This is a genomic window from Paraburkholderia sp. CNPSo 3281 (assembly GCF_024206515.1).
Classification (GTDB): Bacteria; Pseudomonadota; Gammaproteobacteria; order Burkholderiales; family Burkholderiaceae; genus Paraburkholderia; species Paraburkholderia nodosa.
Window position 1 is genome coordinate 35373 of the sequence record NZ_JAMBPS010000045.1, and the last position, 19864, is coordinate 55236.

The window sequence follows — 19864 nt, forward strand, 5'->3', positions numbered from 1 at the left end:
CGGCATTCATCTGGAGAACCATTGATGAGCACGCCCGCCGTTCCCGTTGGCATCATCCCGCCGCGCCCGGCCTGGCGCAGCCTGCGCTGGGTCGCACCGCTTACGTTGCTGTGGATCGCCGTGATGTACTGGCTGCCGGCGATTCCGGGCAGCGGGTTTCAAACCACGGCGCACCAGCTCATCGCCCAGATGTTCATGGCGCTCGGATTGTGGCTCGGCCTCGAACGCACCGACCTGACGCTGAGCCAACGCCGCGCGACCTGGCTTGCGATTCTCATGGCGCATGCGCTTTGGTTTGCAGTCGTCTGGAGCGCGGCGATCCATGGCGTCTTTCGGCTGAGCGCCGTACCGCCGCCGTTGCCGTGGCTACCGTTGGCGATATTCCTTCCGGTGATTGTCGGCACGCCGCTACTGCTGCTGTCGAAGCGGGTAGGGCAAGTGCTCGACGCGATGCCGGCGGCCTGGCTCATTGCGCTGCAGTTTTACCGCGTGTTCGGCAGTTGGGCGATCGCTGCGTGGCTGCACGGCGCGATAGCCGGCGTGGACGCGCTGCCGGCGGGTACCGGCGACTTGCTGACCGGCCTGTTCGCCGTGCCGGCGGCCATCGCGGTGGCAAGCGGCACGGCGCGGGGGCGCAAGGCAGCCATCGCCTGGAACCTTTTCGGGCTCGCCGATTTCGCCGTCGCCGTGACGCTGGGGATGATCACGGCGCCCGGACGATTCCAGCTGATCGCGCCGGATATGCCGAGCCTCAACGCGGGCACCTGGCCGTATGTACTGACGCCCGCGTTCGTCGTGCCCAGTTCGATCCTGCTGCATGCGCTTTCGCTGCGCCAGGTGTTCCGGCGTCGCGCTGCATGATCTCCCTTCGTTTCATCCACTCATCGCAAAGCACCTTGCAGGAGGCAACATGTCACCGGAATCGATCTTTCGCTTGCATCTCGCGCTAGGGTATGTCGCCTGGCTCCTTTGCTTTACCGTGTACGTCTGGCCCCGGCTCAAGTCGATGCACCCATTCGACGCGCAACGCGCGATCGCCACGCTGCACAGCTTCCGCTTCTTCGGGCTGGTCTTCATGCTGCCGGGCGTCGTGAGTCCCGATCTGCCCGCGAGCTTCGCCGTGCCCACCGCCTATGGGGACCTCGCAACGGGTGCGCTGGCCATGCTGGCGCTACTCGCGGCGAGAAAGCGCCCGGTGTTCTGGTTCTTCGTCGTGGCGTTCAATCTCGTGGGCTCGGTGGATCTGGCTTTCGCCTACTACCACGCCATCCAGGCCGGTGTGCCTGTCCATGCGGGAATATTGGGCGCGACGTACGTGATTCCCGTGATCGTCGTGCCGCTGCTGGCGATTACGCATGGCGCGGCCTTTTATTTGCTGCTGCGTCCGCAGGGCAAGGCCGCCCGAGTGCTCGCTAACGCTTCGCGCACCTGAAAGGCACGGCGGCAAATTCACTGGACAGCGGCCGAGTGGCGTTGCTTTAATAAGCAGCCGTTCATTCGCCAACGCAACCGGGTTCAGGAGACAACACAGTGGACAAAGCCGCCGATCCGATCCTGCAGGTGTTGCACCAATACAAAGCCGCGGTACTGGCCAAAGACGTCGATGCGTTCGTCGCGCTCTACGACCCGGACATCCTGGCCTTCGACATGTGGGGCGCCTGGACGTACGAGGGCATCGCGTCATGGCGCAACATGGTGGAGGGCTGGTTCGGCTCGCTGGGCGCCGAGCGCGTGATCGTGGATTTCAGCGAGGCGCAGACCACCGTCTCGCAGGACCTTGCCGTGGTCCACGCCTTCGTGAGCTACAAAGCGGTGGCGGCGGACGGCGAGGAATTACGCTCGATGGACAATCGCGTGAGCGCGACGCTCAGGCAAACGGGCGACGGCTGGAAGATCGTCCACCAGCATTCGTCCTCGCCGATCGACCCCGCGACGACGAAGGTCATTTTCAAACGTTAGTCGCTGCAAGGAAAAATGCCCGACACACGGTCGGGCATTGCAGGCGGAGCATGACGGGCGCGCGCGGCCCGCCATGCCGTTACTGCTGCGCCTTGCCGGGCACCTGTTGCCCGCGCAGCGAACAGCCCTTCGTTTCGATCACGAAGAAGAGTGCGATGGCGCCCACCGCGCACGCGGCCATCATGTAGTACGCCGGAACGAGCGGGCTGCCGGTCTTGTCCACGAGCCAGTCGCTCACGATCGGCGCGGTGCCGCCGAACAGCGAGGTCGAGACGTTGTAGGCAATCGCCATCCCCGCATAACGCACCTGCGTCGGAAACATGGCGGGGAACATCGCCGAGATGGTCGCGAGCTGCGGCGCATAGAGCAGGCCGAGCACGGCGAAGCCGATCAGCGCGCCGGCCACGCCGTGGCGCATCAGCAGGAACATCGGCACGGCGGCAACGAACAGCCCGACGAGCGAGAACCACCAGAGCGTCTTGCGGCCCACGTGATCGGAGAGCCGGCCCGCGAACGGCAGCAGGGCCATCATCGCGAGCATGCCGATGAGCGGAATGAGCAGCGACATGTTCTCGCTCACGCCCAGTTCCTTGTGCATGTACGTAGGCATGTAGGCGAGCAGCACGTAGTTCACGACATTGAGCGCGACCACGAGCCCGCCGAGCAGGACGAGCGGCACGCGGTGCTCGCGCAGCAGCGTGCGCAGCGAAATGGCCGGGCGCTCCCGCTCCTGTTGCTCGAACTTCTCTTCCATCTCGCGGAATACCGGCGTGTCTTCGATGCGCGAACGCAGATAGAAGCCGATCAAGCCCAGTGGCGCCGCGACGAGGAACGGCAGACGCCAGCCCCACGCATGCATCGCGTCGTTGCCGAGCGAGAGCGACGCCGCGAGCATCAGCAAGGCGCCCAGCGAAAAGCCGGCCAGCGTGGCGAACTCGAGGAAACTCCCGCAGAAGCCGCGCCGCGCGTCGGGCGCGTATTCGGCCATGAAGGTCGCCGCGCCGCCATATTCACCGCCGGTGGAGAAGCCCTGGATCATGCGCAATACGATGAGCGCCGCGGGTGCGAGCCAGCCGGCTTTCGCATAGGTTGGCAGAAGGCCCACGAGCAGCGTGGCGCCCGACATCAGCAGCACGGTCAGCGCGAGCACTTTCTTGCGCCCGAAGCGGTCGCCGAGCGGTCCCCAGAACAGGCCGCCGAGCGGGCGAATCAGAAATGAAATGGCAAAGGTGCCGAGCGCGAACAGCGTGGCGCTTGCCGTGCTGCCCGGAAACAGCGCCGCGGAGATATAGGCGAGCCCATAGGCGTAGATGCCATAGTCGAACCACTCGGTTGCATTGCCCAGCGCGGCGGCGGTGATGGCGCGGCGTGGCAGCGTGTGCGCGCTGCCGGTGGGGGCGGCGTGCTGGTCGTGGTCGGGAGTTGACGTGTCGTCCCATAGGGACCGGCCCGGCGTGGGGGAATGCCAAGTTTCGGCGAATCGCATAAGACGTCCTCTTGTCAGGAACCGCGGCCCGAATGGCGCGCTTGAGCGATCAAGTTAGTCCCGTCAATTTCTGTTTCCGATGTCATAGGACGATTTCGCATCGGGACTTTCCCTGCCTGCGCATCACGAGTACCCGTCGCGCCGGTGCAGTGGCGACTTTTGACCGTTCCTTGGGCTTCGCGCTTGATCGAGTGGCAGCAACATTTGCCGTTTTTGTGGTGGTTGAGCTGCTTCGCGGTTCGCCAGCGAGGGCTGTTGCTATGCACAAAAGTTGACTTCCGGCACACTGGAATCGGCCCAGGACTAACCCGAATGCAAGAAAGTATCAGTCTGCGGTCTGATTTTCAGTGGTGGAGGCGTGCCGCGGCGGGTAATTTTCAGTCATGGCGGCGCGCGGTCCGAGGGTAGGTCCAGCGTATGCGCGAGCAGCCGTCGCAGAACAAGAAAAAAACCGTGCAGGAGGAGTCGAGATGCAAACCTTTGGGGCAGCCACGGCGCGCGCGAGCGCGCCTTGCGCCACACATTCCCAGCCTGACCTCGAACTGGTCGCGGTGCCGCGCGACGAGTCGTTCAAGGTCTGGTCGCACGGCTACCCCTATCGGACGGTGCGCTGGCACTTCCATCCCGAGTACGAGATCCACCTCATCACCGCGACCACAGGCAAGTATTTCGTGGGCGATTTCATCGGCAGCTTCGCGCCCGGCAATCTCGTGATGATCGGACCGAACCTGCCGCACAACTGGGTGAGCAGCGTGCCGCACGACGAGCCGGTGGACGAACGTTGTCTCGTCCTCCAGTTCGATGCGGATTTCATCGCCCGCGCGATCGATGCGTTTCCCGAATTCAGGCGCGTGGAGGCGCTGCTCGACGCGTCGCGCTGGGGGCTCCTGTTCAGGCAGGAAACGGGCGCGGCCGCCGAGCCGATCCTGCGCGAGATGCTGGGCGCACAGGGCATGCGGCGTGTCACGCTCTTCATCGACCTGCTCGATCTGCTCGTGCAAAGCGAGGAGCCCGCGGCGCTCGCAAGCGAGGCGTATCGCGCCGACCCGGCCCGCTATGCGGGCACGCGCATCAATCACGTGCTCGCCTTCATCGGCAAGAATCTCTCCCAGGAGCTGCGCGAAACGGAGCTGGCGGAACTCGCCGGGCAGAGCGTAAGCGCGTTCTCGCGCTATTTCCGTCGCCATACGGGCGTGTCGTTCGTGCGCTACGTGAACCAGCTGCGCATCAATCTGGCGTGCCAGCTGCTGATGTCAGGTGAACTGAACATCACCGACATCTGCTATCAGGTGGGCTTCAACAACCTCTCGAATTTCAACCGCCAGTTCCTGTTGATCAAGGAAATGTCGCCGTCGCGCTGGCGGTCTTATCAGCGGCTCAATGCCGCGAGCGCGGCCAGCAAGAGCGAAGCCTTGTACGGCGCGCCTGCGATCGGCTAGCGGATCGCCCAGCAAGAGACATTCAAACGCAGTGCGCATGTCAGGTATTGCGGAGGACGAACTCACACGTTCACAAGGCAGCACGACAGCACCGGCAGCCCTAGCAGGCATTCAACCAAAAAACGGAGACACCCAATGACCCGACTTCACACCCAACTGATCGGCGCCGCCGCGCTCAGTCTTGCCCTCGCGGGCATCACGTCGGCTTACGCCGCGCCGAGCGGCACGGTCGCGTTCCTGATGCCCGACCAGGCCTCCACGCGCTACGAGCAGCACGACTTCCCCGGTTTCAAGGCCGAGATGGGCAAGCTCTGCCCCGACTGCAAGGTGCTCTACCAGAACGCGAATGCCGATGCCTCGCAGCAGCAGCAACAGTTCAACTCGGTGATCGCCCAGGGCGCGAAGGTCATCGTGCTCGACCCGGTGGACTCCACGGCGGCGGCTTCGCTCGTGCATATGGCGCAAAGCCAGGGCATCAAGGTCATTGCGTACGACCGGCCCGTGCCGTCCACGCCTGCCGATTACTACGTGTCGTTCGACAACGAGGAAATCGGCAAGTCCATTGCGCAGTCGCTCGTGCAGCAACTGAAGGCGTCGGGCGTGGCCGGGAGCAAGGGCGGCGTGCTCGAAGTGAACGGCTCGCCGACCGACGCCGCCGCTGGGCTCATCAAGAAGGGCATTCACGAAGGGCTGCAGGGCAGCGGCTACAAGACGCTCTCCGAGTACGACACGCCGGAGTGGGCGCCGCCCAAGGCGCAGCAATGGGTGAGCGGGCAGATCACGCGCTTCGGGCCGCAGATCGTGGGCGTCGTGGCCGCCAACGACGGCACGGCGGGCGGCACCATCGCGGCCTTCAAGGCGGCGGGCGTGAATCCGGTTCCGCCGGTCACCGGTAACGACGCGACCACCGCGGGCCTGCAGCTCATCATCGCGGGCGACCAGTACAACACGATCCTCAAGCCCAGCGAGATCGTGGCGGGCGCGGCGGCCAAGGTGGCCGTGGGCTTCCTCGACGGCAAGCCCGTGAAGGGCGAGACGACGCTCTTCAAGACGCCCACGCAGCTCTTCAAGCCGGCCGTCATCACGCAGAAGAACATCAAGGCCGAGGTGGTGGACAAGGGCTTCGCGAAAGCGTCGGACCTGTGCACGGGCCGTTACGCCGACGGCTGCAAGAAGCTCGGCATCGGCGGCTGATACGTATGACCGGGCCCGGCGCGCGCCGGGCCCCGAGAGCAACGAAGAGGTACCCATTTCATGACTGACGAATCAACGAACCGCGTCACGGACCGAGCCACGACAAGCGGCGCGCCCGGCGAGCTGGTGCTGAGCCTGCGCGGCATCTCGAAGCACTTCGGCGCGGTTTCGGCCCTCACGGATATCGAGCTCGACGTGCATGCGGGCGAGGTGGTCGCCCTCGTTGGCGACAACGGCGCGGGCAAATCGACGCTCGTGAAGATTCTTGCTGGCGTGCACCAGCCGAGCACCGGAACGATCACATTTCGCGGCCAGCCGGTGAACCTGTCCGATCCGGGCTCGGCGCTCGACCTGGGGATCGCGACGGTGTTCCAGGACCTCGCGCTGTGCGAGAACCTCGACGTCGTGGCGAACATCTTCCTCGGCCGCGAGTTGAGCCCTTACCGGCTCGACGAGGTCACGATGGAAGTGAAGGCCTGGACGCTCCTCAACGAGCTTTCGGCGCGCATTCCCAGCGTGCGCGACGTGGTCGCCTCGCTCTCGGGCGGCCAGCGCCAGACAGTGGCGATCGCTCGCTCGCTGCTGCTCGACCCGAAGCTCATCATGCTCGACGAACCGACCGCCGCGCTCGGCGTGGCCCAGACCGCCGAGGTGCTGAACCTGATCGAGCGCGTGCGCGAGCGCGGGCACGCCGTCATCATGATCAGCCACAACATGGAAGACGTGCGCGCCGTGGCCGACCGCATCGTCGTGCTGCGCCTCGGCCGTAACAACGGGATTTTCTATCCCGACTCATCCAACGCCGAACTCGTGGCGGCGATCACCGGGGCGACGGAAAACGCGGTGTCGCGCCGCGCGGGCCGCCGCCAGGCGCAACAGGACGTCCAATGAAAGGAACGATCATGAGCAAGACTATCCATGGCGCTCCGCAGCCTGAAACCCCGGACGCCTCGAAGTCCGAATCGAAGCCCGAGTCGAAGCCCGAGTCGAAGCCATCCACGCTGCTCGACCGCAGCGACGTGCGCGTGAAGCATGCGAGCGGAGTCGGCGAGAGCGTCTCCGCGTTCGTCGACCGTGTGCGCTCGGGCGACCTGGGGTCGCTCCCGGTCATCGCGGGGCTCGTGATCATCTGGACGGTATTCACGAGCCTGAACCCCGTGTTTCTTTCCGCCGACAACCTCGTGAACATGCTGTTCGACTGCTCGACGGTCGGCGTCATTTCTCTTGGCATTGTCTGCGTGCTGCTGCTCGGGCAGATCGATCTCTCGGTGGGCTCGATGAGCGGCTTCGCTTCGGCGCTCGTCGGCACGTTGTGGGTGAACGACGGCTGGCCGGTGCTGCTCGCCATCGTCGCCGCCATTGCCGTGGGCGCGGCGATCGGCGCACTGTACGCGCTGCTGCTCAACTGGATAGGCATGCCAAGTTTCGTCTCGACGCTCGCGGGCCTGCTCGCCATCCTCGGCATGCAGCTCTACGTGCTCGGCTCGACCGGTTCGATCAATTTGCCCTACGGCTCGGCGATGGTGAATTTCGGGCAACTGATGGTGATCCCGCCGATCGTCTCGCACGTGATTGCGCTGCTGCCCGGTATCGTGCTCCTGCTGCTCGGCATGCGCACGCGTACGCGCCGCCATGCGGCCAGGCTTTCGGCGCCTTCTATCGCAGGCCTGCTCGGGCGTGCGGCGGCGCTGACCGTGTTCCTCGAAATCGTCGTGGCCTATCTTAACCGGGGGCGTGGCGTGCCGCTGATGTTCGGCCTCTTTCTGGGTCTCGCGGTCGTCATGCAGTACGCGCTCACACGCACGCGCTGGGGCCGTTCGATGCATGCCGTGGGCGGCAATCACGAAGCCGCGCGGCGCGCGGGTATCAAGGTCGGCGCGATCTATACGAGCGCCTTCGTGCTGTGCGCGAGCCTGGCTGCGATCGGCGGAGTGCTGACCGCGGCGCGCCTCGCTTCGGCGAGCCAGCAGGCCGGCACCGGCGACGTCAACCTCAACGCCATCGCGGCAGCCGTGATCGGCGGCACGAGCCTGTTCGGCGGGCGCGGCAGTGCGTGGTCGGCAGTGCTCGGCATCATCGTGATCCAGTCGATTGCGAGCGGCCTGACGCTGCTGAACCTGTCGTCGTCGCTGCGCTTCATGATTACCGGCGCCGTGCTGGCCACTGCGGTGATCGTCGATTCGCTCGCCCGCCAGTCGCGTGTTTCGCATGGCCGCGCCTGAGGCGTCGGCACCTGATTCAAGGAGAAAGTCACCCATGTCTGAATCGATCAAGGGAAAGGTCGCCGCCATTACGGGTGCGGCGTCCGGCATCGGCTTCGCGTGCGCGTGCGCGTTCGTGGACGAAGGCGCGAAAGTCGTGCTGATCGACCGCGCAGAGGACCGGCTCGCGAAATGTTGCGCGGAGCTGGGGCCCAATGCGCTGCCGCTCGCCATGGACCTGCTCAACCCGGCGGACTACGCGGCCATGCTGCCCAGGATCCTCGATCTCGCGGGCGGCCTCGACATCTTCCATGCCAACGCGGGCGCGTATATCGGCGGCGAGGTGGCGAACGGCAATCCCGACGAGTGGGACCGCATGCTCAACCTGAACATCAACGCCGCGTTTCGCTCGGTGCATGCGGTGCTGCCGCACATGATCGCGCAGAAGGCGGGCGATATCGTGTTCACGAGTTCGGTGGCGGGCGTCGTGCCGGTGGTGTGGGAGCCCATTTACACGGCCTCGAAGTTCGCGGTGCAGGCCTTTACGCACACCGTGCGCCGCCAGGTCGCGAAGCACGGCGTGCGGGTGGGCGCGGTGCTGCCGGGCCCCGTGGTCACGGCCTTGCTCGACGACTGGCCCAAGGCGAAGATGGACGAAGCGCTGGCCCAGGGCAGTCTCATGCAGCCGAAGGAAGTGGCCGATTGCGTAGTATTCATGCTCACGCGGCCGCGCAACGTCACCATTCGCGACCTCGTGATCCTGCCGAACAGTGTCGATCTTTAGGGCCTGTTATTAGCGTGAACAGGCCCTAACCACAGAGTCAACGAGCCATGACCTCAAATAACCAGGCCGGCGGCGCGCGCCATACCGTCGGCGTCGATGTGGGCACGGGCAGCGCCCGCGCCGGCATTTTCGATTCCGCTGGACGCATGGTGGCGTCGGCGAAACACGACATCAGCGTGTTTCACGAGAGCGGCGCGATCGTCGAGCAATCGAGCACGCAGATCTGGGACGCCGTGTGCCAGGCCGTGAAGGAGGCGCTCGCGCAGGCCGCGATCGCGCCGGAGCAGATTGCCGGCATCGGCTTCGACGCCACCTGTTCGCTCGTCGTGCTGGGCGAGGGCGGCACGCCGCTTCCCGTTGGGCCGTCCGAAGTGGCCGAGCGCGACATCATCGTGTGGATGGACCATCGCGCCGTGGAGCAGGCCGAGCGCATCAACGCCACGGGCCACGATGTGCTGCGCTTCGTGGGCGGCAAGATCTCTCCCGAGATGGAGACGCCCAAGCTGCTGTGGCTGCTGGAAAACCGGCCCGAGGTGTTCGCCGCGGCCTGGCAGTTGTTCGACCTGACCGACTTCCTCACGTGGCGCGCCACGGGCGATCTTTCGCGCTCGACCTGCACCGTGACCTGCAAGTGGACCTATCTCGCGCACGAGCAGCGCTGGGACGAGAGCTACTTCCGCACCGTGGGCCTTGGCGTGCTTGCCGACGAAGGTTTCGCGCGCATCGGCCGCACGATGGTCGAGCCGGGCACGCCACTCGGCAGCGGGCTCACGCCCGAGGCCGCCGCGCAGCTCGGCCTGCGCGCGGGCACCGCCGTCGCAACGGGTGTGATCGACGCGCACGCGGGCGGCATCGGCACGGTCGGCGCGCAAGGACAGCCCGAGGCGCGCCTCGCGTATGTGTTCGGCACCTCGTCATGCACGATGACGACCACGCGCGACCCCGTGTTCGTGCCCGGCGTGTGGGGGCCGTACTACGCGGCGATGGTGCCCGGGGCGTGGCTCAACGAAGGCGGGCAGTCGGTGGCGGGCGCGGCGATCGAGCGCTTGCTCACAATGCATCCGCTCGCCACGCAAGCCGCGAGCCGCGCGGCGAGCGAAGGCCAGTCGCTGCCGACGATGCTTGCCGGGCTGGCGGTTCAGGCTGGGCAGGGTGAGTCGGGCGCGGTGCGACTCGCGCACGATCAGGGCCTGCACGTCGTGCCGGAATTCCTCGGCAACCGCGCGCCGTTTGCCGATCCGCACGCGCGGGCCGTCATCGCGGGACTCGGCATGGAGACGGACATGGAGAGCCTCGTCGCGCTCTATGTCGCGGGCATTGGCAGCATCGGCTATGGGCTGCGGCAGATCATCGAGGTGCAGGCCCAGGCGGGCGCGCCGATCGAGCAGATCGTGATCAGCGGCGGCGCGGGGCGGCTCGACCTCGTGCGCCAACTGCTTGCGGACGCAACGGGCAAGCCCGTGCTGGCCACCCACGCCGAGGAGCCGGTCTTGCTTGGCGCGGCCATGCTGGGCGCCGTGGCTGGCGGGCTATACGACAACGTGCGCGAGGCGATGGCCGCGATGTCGCAGATCAGCAAGGTCTACGCACCGGCTACGGGCGAGATCGCGGCGCTGCACGAAGCGCGCTACCGCGCGTTCACGCAGTTGCAGGACGTGGCGCGCGCGATCCGCTAATGGCTTGACCGTAGCGGCTCACGCCGCCTCGCCGCTGCGCGGCGCGAGCGCGGCGGCGGCGGCAGCCTGACTCTGCGCGAGGTGGCGCAGCAGTTTCGTCACCATCACGACGACGGTGAGCGCGAGCAGCACGAAGAACACTGCGAGCGGCGTGAGCACGTGCACGGAGACGAAACCGGCGAGCCCCATCATCGCCGAGGAAACGAGCAGCAGCGCGCAGCCGAGAATCGCGCTCGTCAAACCCGCAATGTGGGGGAACAGCGAATTGCCCTTGGCCATCAGGGTGGGATACATCGCGCCCGCGCACAGACCCATTACGAGAACCGGCGTGGCGAGCGTCCACTCGCGCAGGCCCACCGTGAGCGCGAGCACGAGCATGGCGATGGCCGCGCCCGCCATCACGCGCGCGCCCACACGCAGACGTTGTTCCGGGCTGGGCAGACGCGGGCCGTGGAGCCGGTTCGAGAGGCCGCCCAGGAAATACATCAGGCCGATGCCGAGCGCGAGGTAGCCGAAGAAGGTGGGCGGCCTGTGCAGCGTGTTCTGCACCATGAACGGCCCGACGACGTTGAAGACGAGCAGGATGCTGTAGCACAGGCCCTGGGCCAGAAAGCAGCTCTGGAACACCGGGCTCGCGAGCACCTTGCCCGCGTTCGCGATGAGCGTGCGCGGTTCCAGATGCACCGGTTGCCGCAAGGTCTCGCGAAAGCGCCACAGCAGCGCCCACATCACCAGCGAATACACGAGCAGGAACACGAGGCAGGCCTTCCAGCCGAACAGCTCCTGCAGATGCGCGCCGATCACCGGCGCGATGATCGGCGCGAGCCCCCATGTAATCGACATGTAGGTGAACGCGTGCATGAGCGCGGTGCCCACGAACGAGTCGGTGATGATGGCTTTCGCGAGCAGATTGGTCGCGGCGATGCCGAAGCCCTGCAGGCAGCGCGCCAGCACGAAAGTTTCCAGATTCGGCGCGGCGAGCGAGAGCAGACAGCCGGCCGTATAGATCACAAGGCCGAAGGCCAGCACGCGCTTGCGCCCGAGGGCGTCGGAAATCGGCCCGAAGATGAGCTGGCCGAGCGCGTAGGCGGCGAGATACACGGACACGCTCGACTGGATCGCCTGCGGCGACGTCGCGAAGTAGCGCGCCATGGCCGGCAGCGCGGGCACGTAGATGTCGATGGCGAGCTGTCCGGCGGAGGCGAACAGGCAGATCAGGAACAGCAGGAAGCGCGGCGAGTTCGCCAGGGGGGCGGCGGTGGCTGGACGTTCGGGCAGATCGTGGGTCATGACAGCTTGAAGAGGGCGGATTCCGGTGCGGCGGCGCGGGAGCGATCGAGCTGCAGGTTCGGAAAGCGTGTTCGGATCACGAACATAGCGTCCGGCGCGGCGGCGTAGGCGCGTATTGTGCCCGTTATCGCCGACTTCCGTGCGACGCCCCTCGCAGGCGCGGCGCTTGCTGGATATCTGCATACCTCGCCCCAGGAATACGCGGAGTGCCGACATGCCAGAGAAAAGGCCGAAAGAGGCCGTGCGCCGCCCGACCACCGCGGAAGACTACGAAGTCTTCTGCGGCGAGCAGATCGACGGCGCGGGCCGCTACTACGGATTGCTGCGTATTCGCCGCAAGACCGATGGGCGGCTCATCTATCCATTCGACGGCTGTCCGCGTCCGGGACCGTGCGCCACGGGGCCGCTGGCCAGGCAACAGGCACTCGCGCTCGCGGATGAGCTGATTCGCGCGGACATTGCCATGCCCGAAGGGTGAGCCGGCCCTGCCTGCCGGAGGCGGAGCACGCCCAGGCTCAAAGCGAAAACACTTCGTGCACCGAAGTCTGAAACACGCCGCCATTCATGGGGCCGCCGCCCGCCACGTGAATCGCATCGCCCACGACCGCCGCGCCCATGCCATGACGCGGCGTGAGCATGGGCGCATAGGCCTGCCATGAATCGGTGGCCGGATCGTAGCCCTCGTTCTGCCCGAATACGCGCCGCGTGCCTTCTCCCCCCATGCAGACGAACCGTCCCCGCCACGCCGCGCCACCGTGACCGGAGCGCGGCGTGGGCATGGGCGCGCGTTCTTCCCAGGCGTCGCGCTTCGCGTCGTAGGCCACATGCATGCCGGTGTTGAAGTCGAACGTATCCATGCGCCCGCCGGCCACGAGTATCCAGCCCGCTAGCGAGACGGCCGCCGTGTGGTCGCGCGGACCGGGAATGGGCGCGAGCGTCTTCCAGCTGTCGCTCTGCGGGTCGTACGCCTCGTGCCAGTCCACCGAGCGCGTGTCGCGGCCGCCGATCGCGTGCAGCATGTCGTCGTGCGCCACGACGGAGATCGCGCCGCGCGAGCCGCGCGAAAGCGGGTGAATCGCGTGCCAGCGGTCGTCGGCCACGACATAGGCATAGCAGTCGGGCACGGCAATGCGGTTCTGCTCGACGAAGCCGCCCATCGCATAGACCACGCCGTCGAGCGCCGCCACGCCGATATGATTCGCGCCGCGCGGAACGGGCGCCGCGTTGCGCCAGGCGCCGCGCGCCGCGTCGAATACGTGGTGATAGGGGCGCGCGACCTGGCCCGCGCCGTAGCCGCCGATCACATGCATGCGCTCGCCCTCGCTCGTCGCCCATGCCATTTCGCTGCGCGGCAGCGGCAAGGGCGCGGCCGTGGTCCACGCGCCTTGCGGCGTGGCGCGCGGCGCGCTCGAGTAGAAGAAGCGCTGTGTGAATGCTGCGGGCGGCAGCTGCGTGGCGTTGGGGTCGCGCAGGCTCGCGTAGAGCCCGCCGCGCTGGGCCGTTTGCATCGCTTGCGGGTCTTCGGGCATGGCCTGCATGTCCTCTGCAGCCATCGCACCGCGCTGCGCGTACCAGGCGGTGCTGCCCGCGGCGAGGCTCAGTTCGAGGAAGCGGCGACGGGAAAGCGGCATGGCGAACCTCGCGGGGGTGGGCGGGAGACGGCATCGGACGCGCTTTTTTCGGGCGTTTTTCTCACTCGCGCGGCGCGCAGTGGACACGGTACTCGCTTACGCTGTCGCCCACCTTGCGTGAGTGTGCACGCCCGATTGAGGGTGCGATCGGCTCCGAGTTGTCACGCTGCATTGGCGTGCGTGTCGAGAATTTCATTTCGCGACAGGCCGGTCGAGGAGAAATGGATACTCCGTCCTTTGGAGAATCCGCTTAATTTTGGAACCATTTTTTAGCGCCCGACGCGTAGCATTTTCGACATTCCGTTGTGCGAGAAACGAAGATGAGCGAGAAGGGCGATTTGCGTTACTTTGACTATGCCGCGACCACCCCGGCGGACCCGCGGGTGATCGAGGCGATGTTCGGCTGTCTGGGTATGGAAGGCGACTTCGGCAACCCTGCCTCGAGTTCGCATGGCGCGGGCCAGCGGGCGCGGCGGCTCGTCGAGCAGGCGCGCAAGGACGTGGCGGCGCTCATCGGCGCCGAGGCCGGCGAGATCGTCTGGACGTCCGGCGCGACCGAGTCGAACAATCTCGCGCTCAAGGGCTATGCGGACCGCGCGACGCAAAAGCGCCATCTCATCACGAGCCAGCTCGAACACAAGGCCATTCTCGACACGATGACGAGCCTCGAAGCGCGCGGCCTGGCCGTCACGCGGCTCGCACCGGACGCGCACGGCGAAATCACGGCTCAGGCCGTGGCCGCCGCGCTGACGCCCGACACCGGTCTCGTCTCGCTCATGCTGGTCAACAACGAACTGGGCACACTCACGGACGTCGCGGCGATTGCGCGCGTGGTCCATGCCGCTGGCGCGCTGCTGCACGTCGATGCGGCGCAGGCGCTCGGCAAGACGCCCATCGACGTGAAAGCAATGGGCATCGACCTCCTTTCGATGTCGGCGCACAAGGTGTATGGGCCGAAGGGCATCGGCGCGATCTATCTGAGTCACGAGGCGTTCGAGCGCATCGCGCCGCAGATGCACGGCGGCGGCCACGAGCGCGGCCTGCGCTCGGGCACGCTGGCCACGCATCAGATCGTCGGCATGGGCGTGGCGTGCGTGATTGCGCGCGAGGCGCTGCAAGCGGACAGCGAGCGCATTGCGCGCCTCGGCGAGCGCCTGCTGGCCGAGGTGCTCGCGTTGCCGGGCGTCACGCTCAACGCCGCGCGCGCCACGCGCATTCCCCATACGCTGAGCCTCACGATCGATCTGCCGGGCTTCTTCCCGTTCCTGCTGACCGGCGACCTCGCGATCTCGTCGACTTCGGCCTGTAACTCGGCTGCGGGTACGCCTTCGCACGTGCTCACGGCCATCGGGGTTGGCGAAGAGGCGGCAAACCGCACGGTGCGCTTAAGCCTCGGGCGCTTCACGAAGCCGGAAGACGTCGATTTCGCGGTGGACTGCATTCGTCGTGCTGTGGCGCCGTGTCTGCCGGCCGCAGCGGCCGCTGTGCCCGCTTGATCCCGGCGGTCAAGGTCACGATGAACATCGAAACCCGATGATCGTTTCACTCGTACTCGGCGCCATGATCGGCGCGTTGCTGGGACTCACGGGCGCCGGCGGCGGCATTCTCGCCGTGCCGGCCATCGTGGTGGGAATGGGCTGGCCCATGCAGCAGGCCACGCCGGTCGCCTTGATCGCCGTGGCGAGCAGCGCGGGCATCGGCGCGCTCGAAGCCTTCCGCAACCGTCTCGTGCGCTATCGCGCGGCGTTCTGCATGGCGCTCGCGGGCGTGCCGACCACGTGGCTCGGCGTGCGCCTCGCTCAAGCCATGCCGCAACGCCTGCTGTTCGCGCTTTTCGCCGGCGTGATGCTGTTCGTAGCCGGGCGGCTGCTGCGTCAGACCATCGGGAAAAAGCGCGCGCTGCCCGAAGCGTCGCCGCTTTGCGTGGGCCGCGTCAATCCCGACACTGGCCGCCTCGTGTGGTCGAAGGCGACGGCGCTCGCGCTGGCGTCTACCGGCGCGTTGACGGGACTGATGACGGGTCTGCTCGGCGTGGGCGGCGGCTTCATCATCGTGCCCATGCTGCGCAAGCTCACGAACATCTCCATGCACGGCATCGTCGCGACGTCGTTGATGGTCATCGCGCTCGTGGGCTCCGGCGGCGTGGTGGCGACGGTGCTGCACGGCGTGCCGCTGCGGCTCGACCTCACACTGTGGTTCAGCGTCGCGACCGTCGCCGGCATGATGCTGGGGCGTCACGTTTCCCACCGCGTTTCCTCGCGGCATACGCAGATGGGCTTCGCTGGCATTCTGGTGTGCGTGGCGTGCGGCATGCTCGCCAAGGTGGCGCTCGGCTACTGACCGGATCGCGCCTTGCGCCCGCGTTGCCCTCAACCGGCCTGGGCGAGAAAGAGGCGGATTTCGTCGGCGAGCCAGTCGCGCACGGCACGCACCTTGGGGTCGTCGCGGCTGCCGATGCGGTAGACGAGGTCATGGCCGCGCTCGGACTCGAGACGCAACTGCGGGAACGGCGCGACCAGCCGGCCGGCCGCGATATCGTCCGCCACGATCACGCTGCGCCCCAGCGCGACGCCTTCTCCGCGGATTGCCGCCTCGATTGCGAGGCTCCCATGGCTGTAGGCCGTGCCGCGATCGCTGCGCACGCCGCTCAACCCCGCCAGCGCCAGCCATTGCTCCCAGTTCGCGAGCATGCCGCCCTCGTGCAGCAAGGTGCAGCGCGCGAGGCTCTCTACCGATGCCATGCCGCCGATCTTCGCCCGATAGTCAGCACTGCAAACCGGCGTCACGGTCTCGTCCAGAATGCGCTCGGCCAGCACGCGCGGATAGCGTCCGCTGCCGTAGCGAATCGCCACATCGACATCCGAGTCGTTGAGATCGACGTATTTGTCGGTCACGTCGAGGTGGACGTCGAGTTCCGGATGGCGGGCCTTGAGGCGATGCAGGCGCGGCGCAAGCCAGCGGTTCGCGAAGGACACGCTGGCATTGATCTTCAGACGCGTGACGCTGTCGTGCGTGCGCAGGCGCTCGGACTCCTTGGTCAATTCAGCGAGCGCGCGGTTCACGGCCAGCAGGAACTCGGCGCCTGCCTCGGTCAGAACGATGCGCCGCGTGAGCCGCTGGAACAGCGCCACGCCCAGATGGTTTTCGAGCGTCTTGATGTGCCGGCTCACCGCGCCATGCGTGACGTGCAGTTCCTGCGCCGCCAGCGTCATGCTGAGGAGCCGCCCGGTGGCTTCGAAGGCGCGCAGGGTTTGCAGCGGGGGAAGGCGGTCGAACATGGAGCTGGGTGCGTGACGCACGTGTGAGTTTTGCTCACACATTATATGACGACAAATGGTTTGTCAGACACGTTGACGGCATTCAATATGGGCATAAAGCCGCAGGACGTAACGTAACCAGTGCTATGCCCGCGGCGCATTCCTGACAGTTGGCATTCTCCGCATTGCGTCGCTCCTCATGGATCTTCTGCTTTTCAAACTCGTCTTTACGCCGTTGTTGCTGTTGGCCGCCAGTCTCGCTGCTCGCCGTTGGGGCGAAGCGGTTGGCGGCTTGCTCGTGGGGCTGCCGCTCACCTCGGGGCCGGTCTCGGTTTTTCTCGCGCTCGAGCACGGAGCGGCGTTCGCCGCGCAAGCCACGGCGGGTTCCCTCGTCGCAACAGCTGCGCAGGCGGCATTTTGCGTCGTCTATTGCCGGCTCGCGACGCGCGGGTGGAAGTTGGCGCTGGCGGGTGCAGGCGCGACGTTCGCTCTCGTGGCCCTCGTGCTGCAATGGAGCGCGCTGCCTGCCAACGGTCTTTATCTCTTCGCCATTCTGGCCATCGCTCTCGCGCTCAACCTGATTCCCAACAAGCCGGCAAGGACGGTGCGGTTGACGCCGCCGTGGTGGGATTTACCGTCGCGCATGATGCTCATTGCCGGCCTCGTGGTGAGCGTGACACTGATCGCGCCTTACGTCGGGCCCGAGCCGAGCGGCGTGCTCGCGTCGTTCCCGTTCATGGCGATCATCCTCGCCGTGTTCGCGCACCGTCTGATCGGCCATGAAGCGGCGCAGCAACTGATGCGCGGCATGACCACAGGACTGCTGGGTTTCGCGTCGTTCTTCTTCGTGCTGAGCCTCACGCTCACGCACTGGAACCTGCTGGCGGCCTACGGGACAGCGATTCTCTGCGTGCTCACGATCCAGGCGATCTCCCTGTACCGCATGCGTCTGCCGACACCGTGCCTGCACGGCAAGTCCAAGCCCGAAGGCAGCGCGCCGTAACGGCTGGCTTTGGATCCGGCGGGCCTGGACGGGCCACGCCGCGCGTGTTGCGCTGCACCGCGGAACTTCGGCTTCGGCGCGTGCCAACGACTCGACGCCCACGGTGGATGGCCTAAACTACAGAACCGGCGGATGCGGCTACTTCCGCACCGCCGGCCCGCCATGGCGCACCTTTTCTTCGCAGCTTCGATTCAGCGGCACGTCGCGACGCCCGAGCGCGAGATCGACGCGAGCACGCTTCGCGAAGCGTTCGATGCCGTGTTTGCCGAGCAGCCGCGTTTGCGCGGCTATATCCTCGACGATCAGGGCGCGTTGCGTAAGCATCTGGCGGTGTTCGTGGATGGTGTTCGGCTACGCGACCGGGAGCATTTGAGCGACGCGCTCGGCGAGCAGAGCCGGGTGTACGTCGTGCAGGCGCTGTCCGGCGGATGAGACGCAGCTTTGCATGGGACCAGAGCGCCGACTCTGGCTCGACAGGAGGGCACGCGAGATGAGCGATCGACTGCTGGTCGCAACCCGCAAGGGGTTGTTCGTTCTGGAAGCCGATGGAGAGGGCGGCTGGACAATCGGCGAACCTGAATTCGTCGGCGAGCCGGTGAGCATGGTGATGCCCGACGCACGCGACGGCTCGCTCTATGCCGCACTCAACCTGGGCCACTTCGGCGTGAAGCTGCATCGTCGGCGTGCGGGCATGGCGGACTGGGTAGAATGCGCGGTCCCCGTCTATCCGCCACAGCCGGCCGACGACATTCAGGCCAGCGAACCGGACGCATTGGGCCGCCTGCCCGCGCCGTGGTCGCTCCAGCAGATCTGGTCGCTCGAACCGGGCGGCGCGGACGAGCCGGGCGTGCTGTGGGCGGGCACGATCCCTGGCGGCCTGTTCCGTTCCGCCGACGGCGGCGACAGCTGGGCACTCAACCGTCCGTTGTGGGACCGCCCGGAGCGGCGCGAATGGGCGGGCGGCGGCTACGACGCGCCAGGCATTCACTCGGTGATGGTCGATCCGCGCGACAGCCGGCACGTGACGGTGGGCGTGTCGTGCGGCGGCGTCTGGCAGACGGTCGACGGCGGCGCGAACTGGCGCCTCAGTGCCGAAGGCATGGAAGCCGACTACATGCCGCCCGAGCGGCGCGGCGAACCCAACGCGCAGGACCCGCACCGCGTCGTGCAATGCGCGGCGAATCCGGATGTGCTGTGGACCCAGCATCACTGCGCGATCTTCCGTTCGACCGATGGCGCGGCGCACTGGCGGCGCATGGAAGCGCAGCCGTCGAGTTTCGGTTTTGCGGTCGCTGTGCATCCGCGCGAGCCGGACACCGCGTGGTTCGTGCCGGCGCAAAAAGACCAGTACCGCGTTCCCGTGAATGGCCAGTTCGTCGTCACGCGCACGCGCGACGGCGGGCGCACGTTCGAGCGCTTCTCGAACGGCTTGCCGAGCGCACCGGCATACGACCTCGTGTACCGGCACGGACTCGACATCGACGAATCCGGCACGCGCCTCGCCATGGGCTCGACCACGGGCGCGCTCTGGACCTCGGACGACGGCGGCGAAAACTGGCGGCTCGTTTCGGCGCATTTACCGCCGGTGTATTGCGTGCGGTTCGGGTGACGGTGAGCGGGCGCACCCGAACCCGCCTCGCTACGCGCGCAGCGAACAGTTGCGGCTGTCCCACGCCGTGAAGTCGTCGAGCGGATCGTCGCGCGTCATCGCTCCCGCCGATTCACCGTTGACGTCGCGCCCATATACAGCCGAAGTCAGCGCCGCCGTCGGCTGGATACGCCCATCGCCGTGATCGAACAGACAGCTCGCCAGTGCGATTGAGTCACACCCGCTGAGCGCCATTAGCTACCGATTTCCATATCGCGCATTCGAATCTCAAAAAAGAGAAGGAATCCTATTTGATGATGCCAGGCAAAAGTGGCGGAAATTTCATATGGAGTCGG

19 protein-coding genes and 1 pseudogene are annotated in these 19864 nt (G+C 66.5%); 15 read left to right on the forward strand and 5 right to left on the reverse strand.

Features of this window, described 5'->3' with window-relative positions; all coding sequences use genetic code 11:
* The first annotated feature begins 24 nt into the window (after nt 1-24).
* The 3 genes from M3I56_RS30750 (at nt 25) to M3I56_RS30760 (ending at nt 1959) form a co-directional block, all read left to right on the forward strand.
* A complete protein-coding gene (locus tag M3I56_RS30750) occupies nt 25-861 on the forward strand; it encodes an MFS transporter (protein WP_254357155.1) in 837 nt (278 codons plus the stop codon).
* A gap of 49 nt (nt 862-910) precedes the next feature.
* Complete coding sequence (locus M3I56_RS30755; protein ID WP_254357156.1) at nt 911-1432, forward strand: hypothetical protein; 522 nt, start codon at nt 911-913, stop codon at nt 1430-1432.
* 98 nt (nt 1433-1530) lie between these two features.
* Nucleotides 1531-1959 carry a nuclear transport factor 2 family protein gene (locus M3I56_RS30760; RefSeq protein ID WP_254357157.1) on the forward strand — a complete coding sequence of 143 codons (429 nt, stop codon included), beginning with the start codon at nt 1531-1533 and terminating at the stop codon, nt 1957-1959.
* A gap of 79 nt (nt 1960-2038) precedes the next feature.
* Here the strand turns inward: M3I56_RS30760 and M3I56_RS30765 are convergent, their stop codons facing one another.
* On the reverse strand, nt 2039-3445 hold the full coding sequence (locus tag M3I56_RS30765; protein ID WP_028203808.1) for an MFS transporter: 1407 nt from the start codon (nt 3443-3445) through the stop codon (nt 2039-2041).
* 470 nt (nt 3446-3915) lie between these two features.
* Between M3I56_RS30765 and M3I56_RS30770 the strand changes: the two genes are divergently transcribed.
* The 6 genes from M3I56_RS30770 (at nt 3916) to M3I56_RS30795 (ending at nt 10739) form a co-directional block, all read left to right on the forward strand.
* Nucleotides 3916-4884 (forward strand): AraC family transcriptional regulator, encoded by a 969-nt coding sequence (locus M3I56_RS30770; protein WP_254357158.1) that lies wholly within the window; start codon nt 3916-3918, stop codon nt 4882-4884.
* A gap of 135 nt (nt 4885-5019) precedes the next feature.
* The gene (locus M3I56_RS30775; protein ID WP_254357159.1) at nt 5020-6078 is read left to right on the forward strand and encodes a sugar ABC transporter substrate-binding protein; all 1059 of its coding nucleotides are present in this window, start codon (nt 5020-5022) and stop codon (nt 6076-6078) included.
* Between the two features lie 60 nt (nt 6079-6138).
* Nucleotides 6139-6969, forward strand: a complete 831-nt coding sequence (locus tag M3I56_RS30780) for an ATP-binding cassette domain-containing protein (RefSeq protein ID WP_254357160.1) — start codon at nt 6139-6141, stop codon at nt 6967-6969.
* 11 nt (nt 6970-6980) lie between these two features.
* Nucleotides 6981-8300 carry a sugar ABC transporter permease gene (locus tag M3I56_RS30785; protein ID WP_254357161.1) on the forward strand — a complete coding sequence of 440 codons (1320 nt, stop codon included), beginning with the start codon at nt 6981-6983 and terminating at the stop codon, nt 8298-8300.
* A gap of 34 nt (nt 8301-8334) precedes the next feature.
* The gene (locus tag M3I56_RS30790; protein ID WP_254357162.1) at nt 8335-9063 is read left to right on the forward strand and encodes an SDR family oxidoreductase; all 729 of its coding nucleotides are present in this window, start codon (nt 8335-8337) and stop codon (nt 9061-9063) included.
* Between the two features lie 47 nt (nt 9064-9110).
* Nucleotides 9111-10739: an FGGY-family carbohydrate kinase gene (locus tag M3I56_RS30795; RefSeq protein ID WP_254357163.1), complete on the forward strand. Its 1629-nt coding sequence runs from the start codon at nt 9111-9113 to the stop codon at nt 10737-10739.
* 18 nt (nt 10740-10757) lie between these two features.
* Here the strand turns inward: M3I56_RS30795 and M3I56_RS30800 are convergent, their stop codons facing one another.
* Complete coding sequence (locus tag M3I56_RS30800; RefSeq protein WP_254357164.1) at nt 10758-12029, reverse strand: multidrug effflux MFS transporter; 1272 nt, start codon at nt 12027-12029, stop codon at nt 10758-10760.
* A 214-nt stretch (nt 12030-12243) separates the two neighbouring features.
* On the opposite strand from M3I56_RS30800, the gene M3I56_RS30805 reads away from it, so the two are divergent.
* On the forward strand, nt 12244-12507 hold the full coding sequence (locus tag M3I56_RS30805) for a DUF6723 family protein (RefSeq protein WP_051481410.1): 264 nt from the start codon (nt 12244-12246) through the stop codon (nt 12505-12507).
* Between the two features lie 37 nt (nt 12508-12544).
* On the opposite strand, the gene M3I56_RS30810 is transcribed toward M3I56_RS30805, so the two are convergent.
* Nucleotides 12545-13660, reverse strand: coding sequence for a galactose oxidase (locus M3I56_RS30810; RefSeq protein ID WP_254357165.1), 1116 nt, complete (start codon nt 13658-13660; stop codon nt 12545-12547).
* Between the two features lie 320 nt (nt 13661-13980).
* Here M3I56_RS30810 and M3I56_RS30815 point away from each other — a divergent pair.
* Both M3I56_RS30815 and M3I56_RS30820 read left to right on the forward strand, forming a co-directional pair.
* Nucleotides 13981-15153, forward strand: a pseudogene (locus tag M3I56_RS30815) (cysteine desulfurase family protein); the annotation flags it as partial.
* Between the two features lie 40 nt (nt 15154-15193).
* Nucleotides 15194-16000 carry a sulfite exporter TauE/SafE family protein gene (locus M3I56_RS30820; protein ID WP_254357166.1) on the forward strand — a complete coding sequence of 269 codons (807 nt, stop codon included), beginning with the start codon at nt 15194-15196 and terminating at the stop codon, nt 15998-16000.
* A 29-nt stretch (nt 16001-16029) separates the two neighbouring features.
* On the opposite strand, the gene gcvA is transcribed toward M3I56_RS30820, so the two are convergent.
* Nucleotides 16030-16938, reverse strand: coding sequence for a transcriptional regulator GcvA (gene gcvA, locus M3I56_RS30825; protein WP_254357167.1), 909 nt, complete (start codon nt 16936-16938; stop codon nt 16030-16032).
* A 178-nt stretch (nt 16939-17116) separates the two neighbouring features.
* Here gcvA and M3I56_RS30830 point away from each other — a divergent pair, with 178 nt between their 5' ends.
* The 3 genes from M3I56_RS30830 to M3I56_RS30840 all read left to right on the forward strand — a co-directional run bounded on the left by M3I56_RS30830 (nt 17117) and on the right by M3I56_RS30840 (nt 19529).
* Nucleotides 17117-17920: a hypothetical protein gene (locus M3I56_RS30830; RefSeq protein WP_254357168.1), complete on the forward strand. Its 804-nt coding sequence runs from the start codon at nt 17117-17119 to the stop codon at nt 17918-17920.
* A gap of 162 nt (nt 17921-18082) precedes the next feature.
* A complete protein-coding gene (locus M3I56_RS30835) occupies nt 18083-18352 on the forward strand; it encodes a MoaD/ThiS family protein (RefSeq protein WP_254357169.1) in 270 nt (89 codons plus the stop codon).
* 58 nt (nt 18353-18410) lie between these two features.
* A complete protein-coding gene (locus tag M3I56_RS30840) occupies nt 18411-19529 on the forward strand; it encodes an exo-alpha-sialidase (protein ID WP_254357170.1) in 1119 nt (372 codons plus the stop codon).
* A 30-nt stretch (nt 19530-19559) separates the two neighbouring features.
* On the opposite strand, the gene M3I56_RS30845 is transcribed toward M3I56_RS30840, so the two are convergent.
* Nucleotides 19560-19763: a hypothetical protein gene (locus tag M3I56_RS30845; RefSeq protein ID WP_375541818.1), complete on the reverse strand. Its 204-nt coding sequence runs from the start codon at nt 19761-19763 to the stop codon at nt 19560-19562.
* Nucleotides 19764-19864 lie beyond the last annotated feature (101 nt).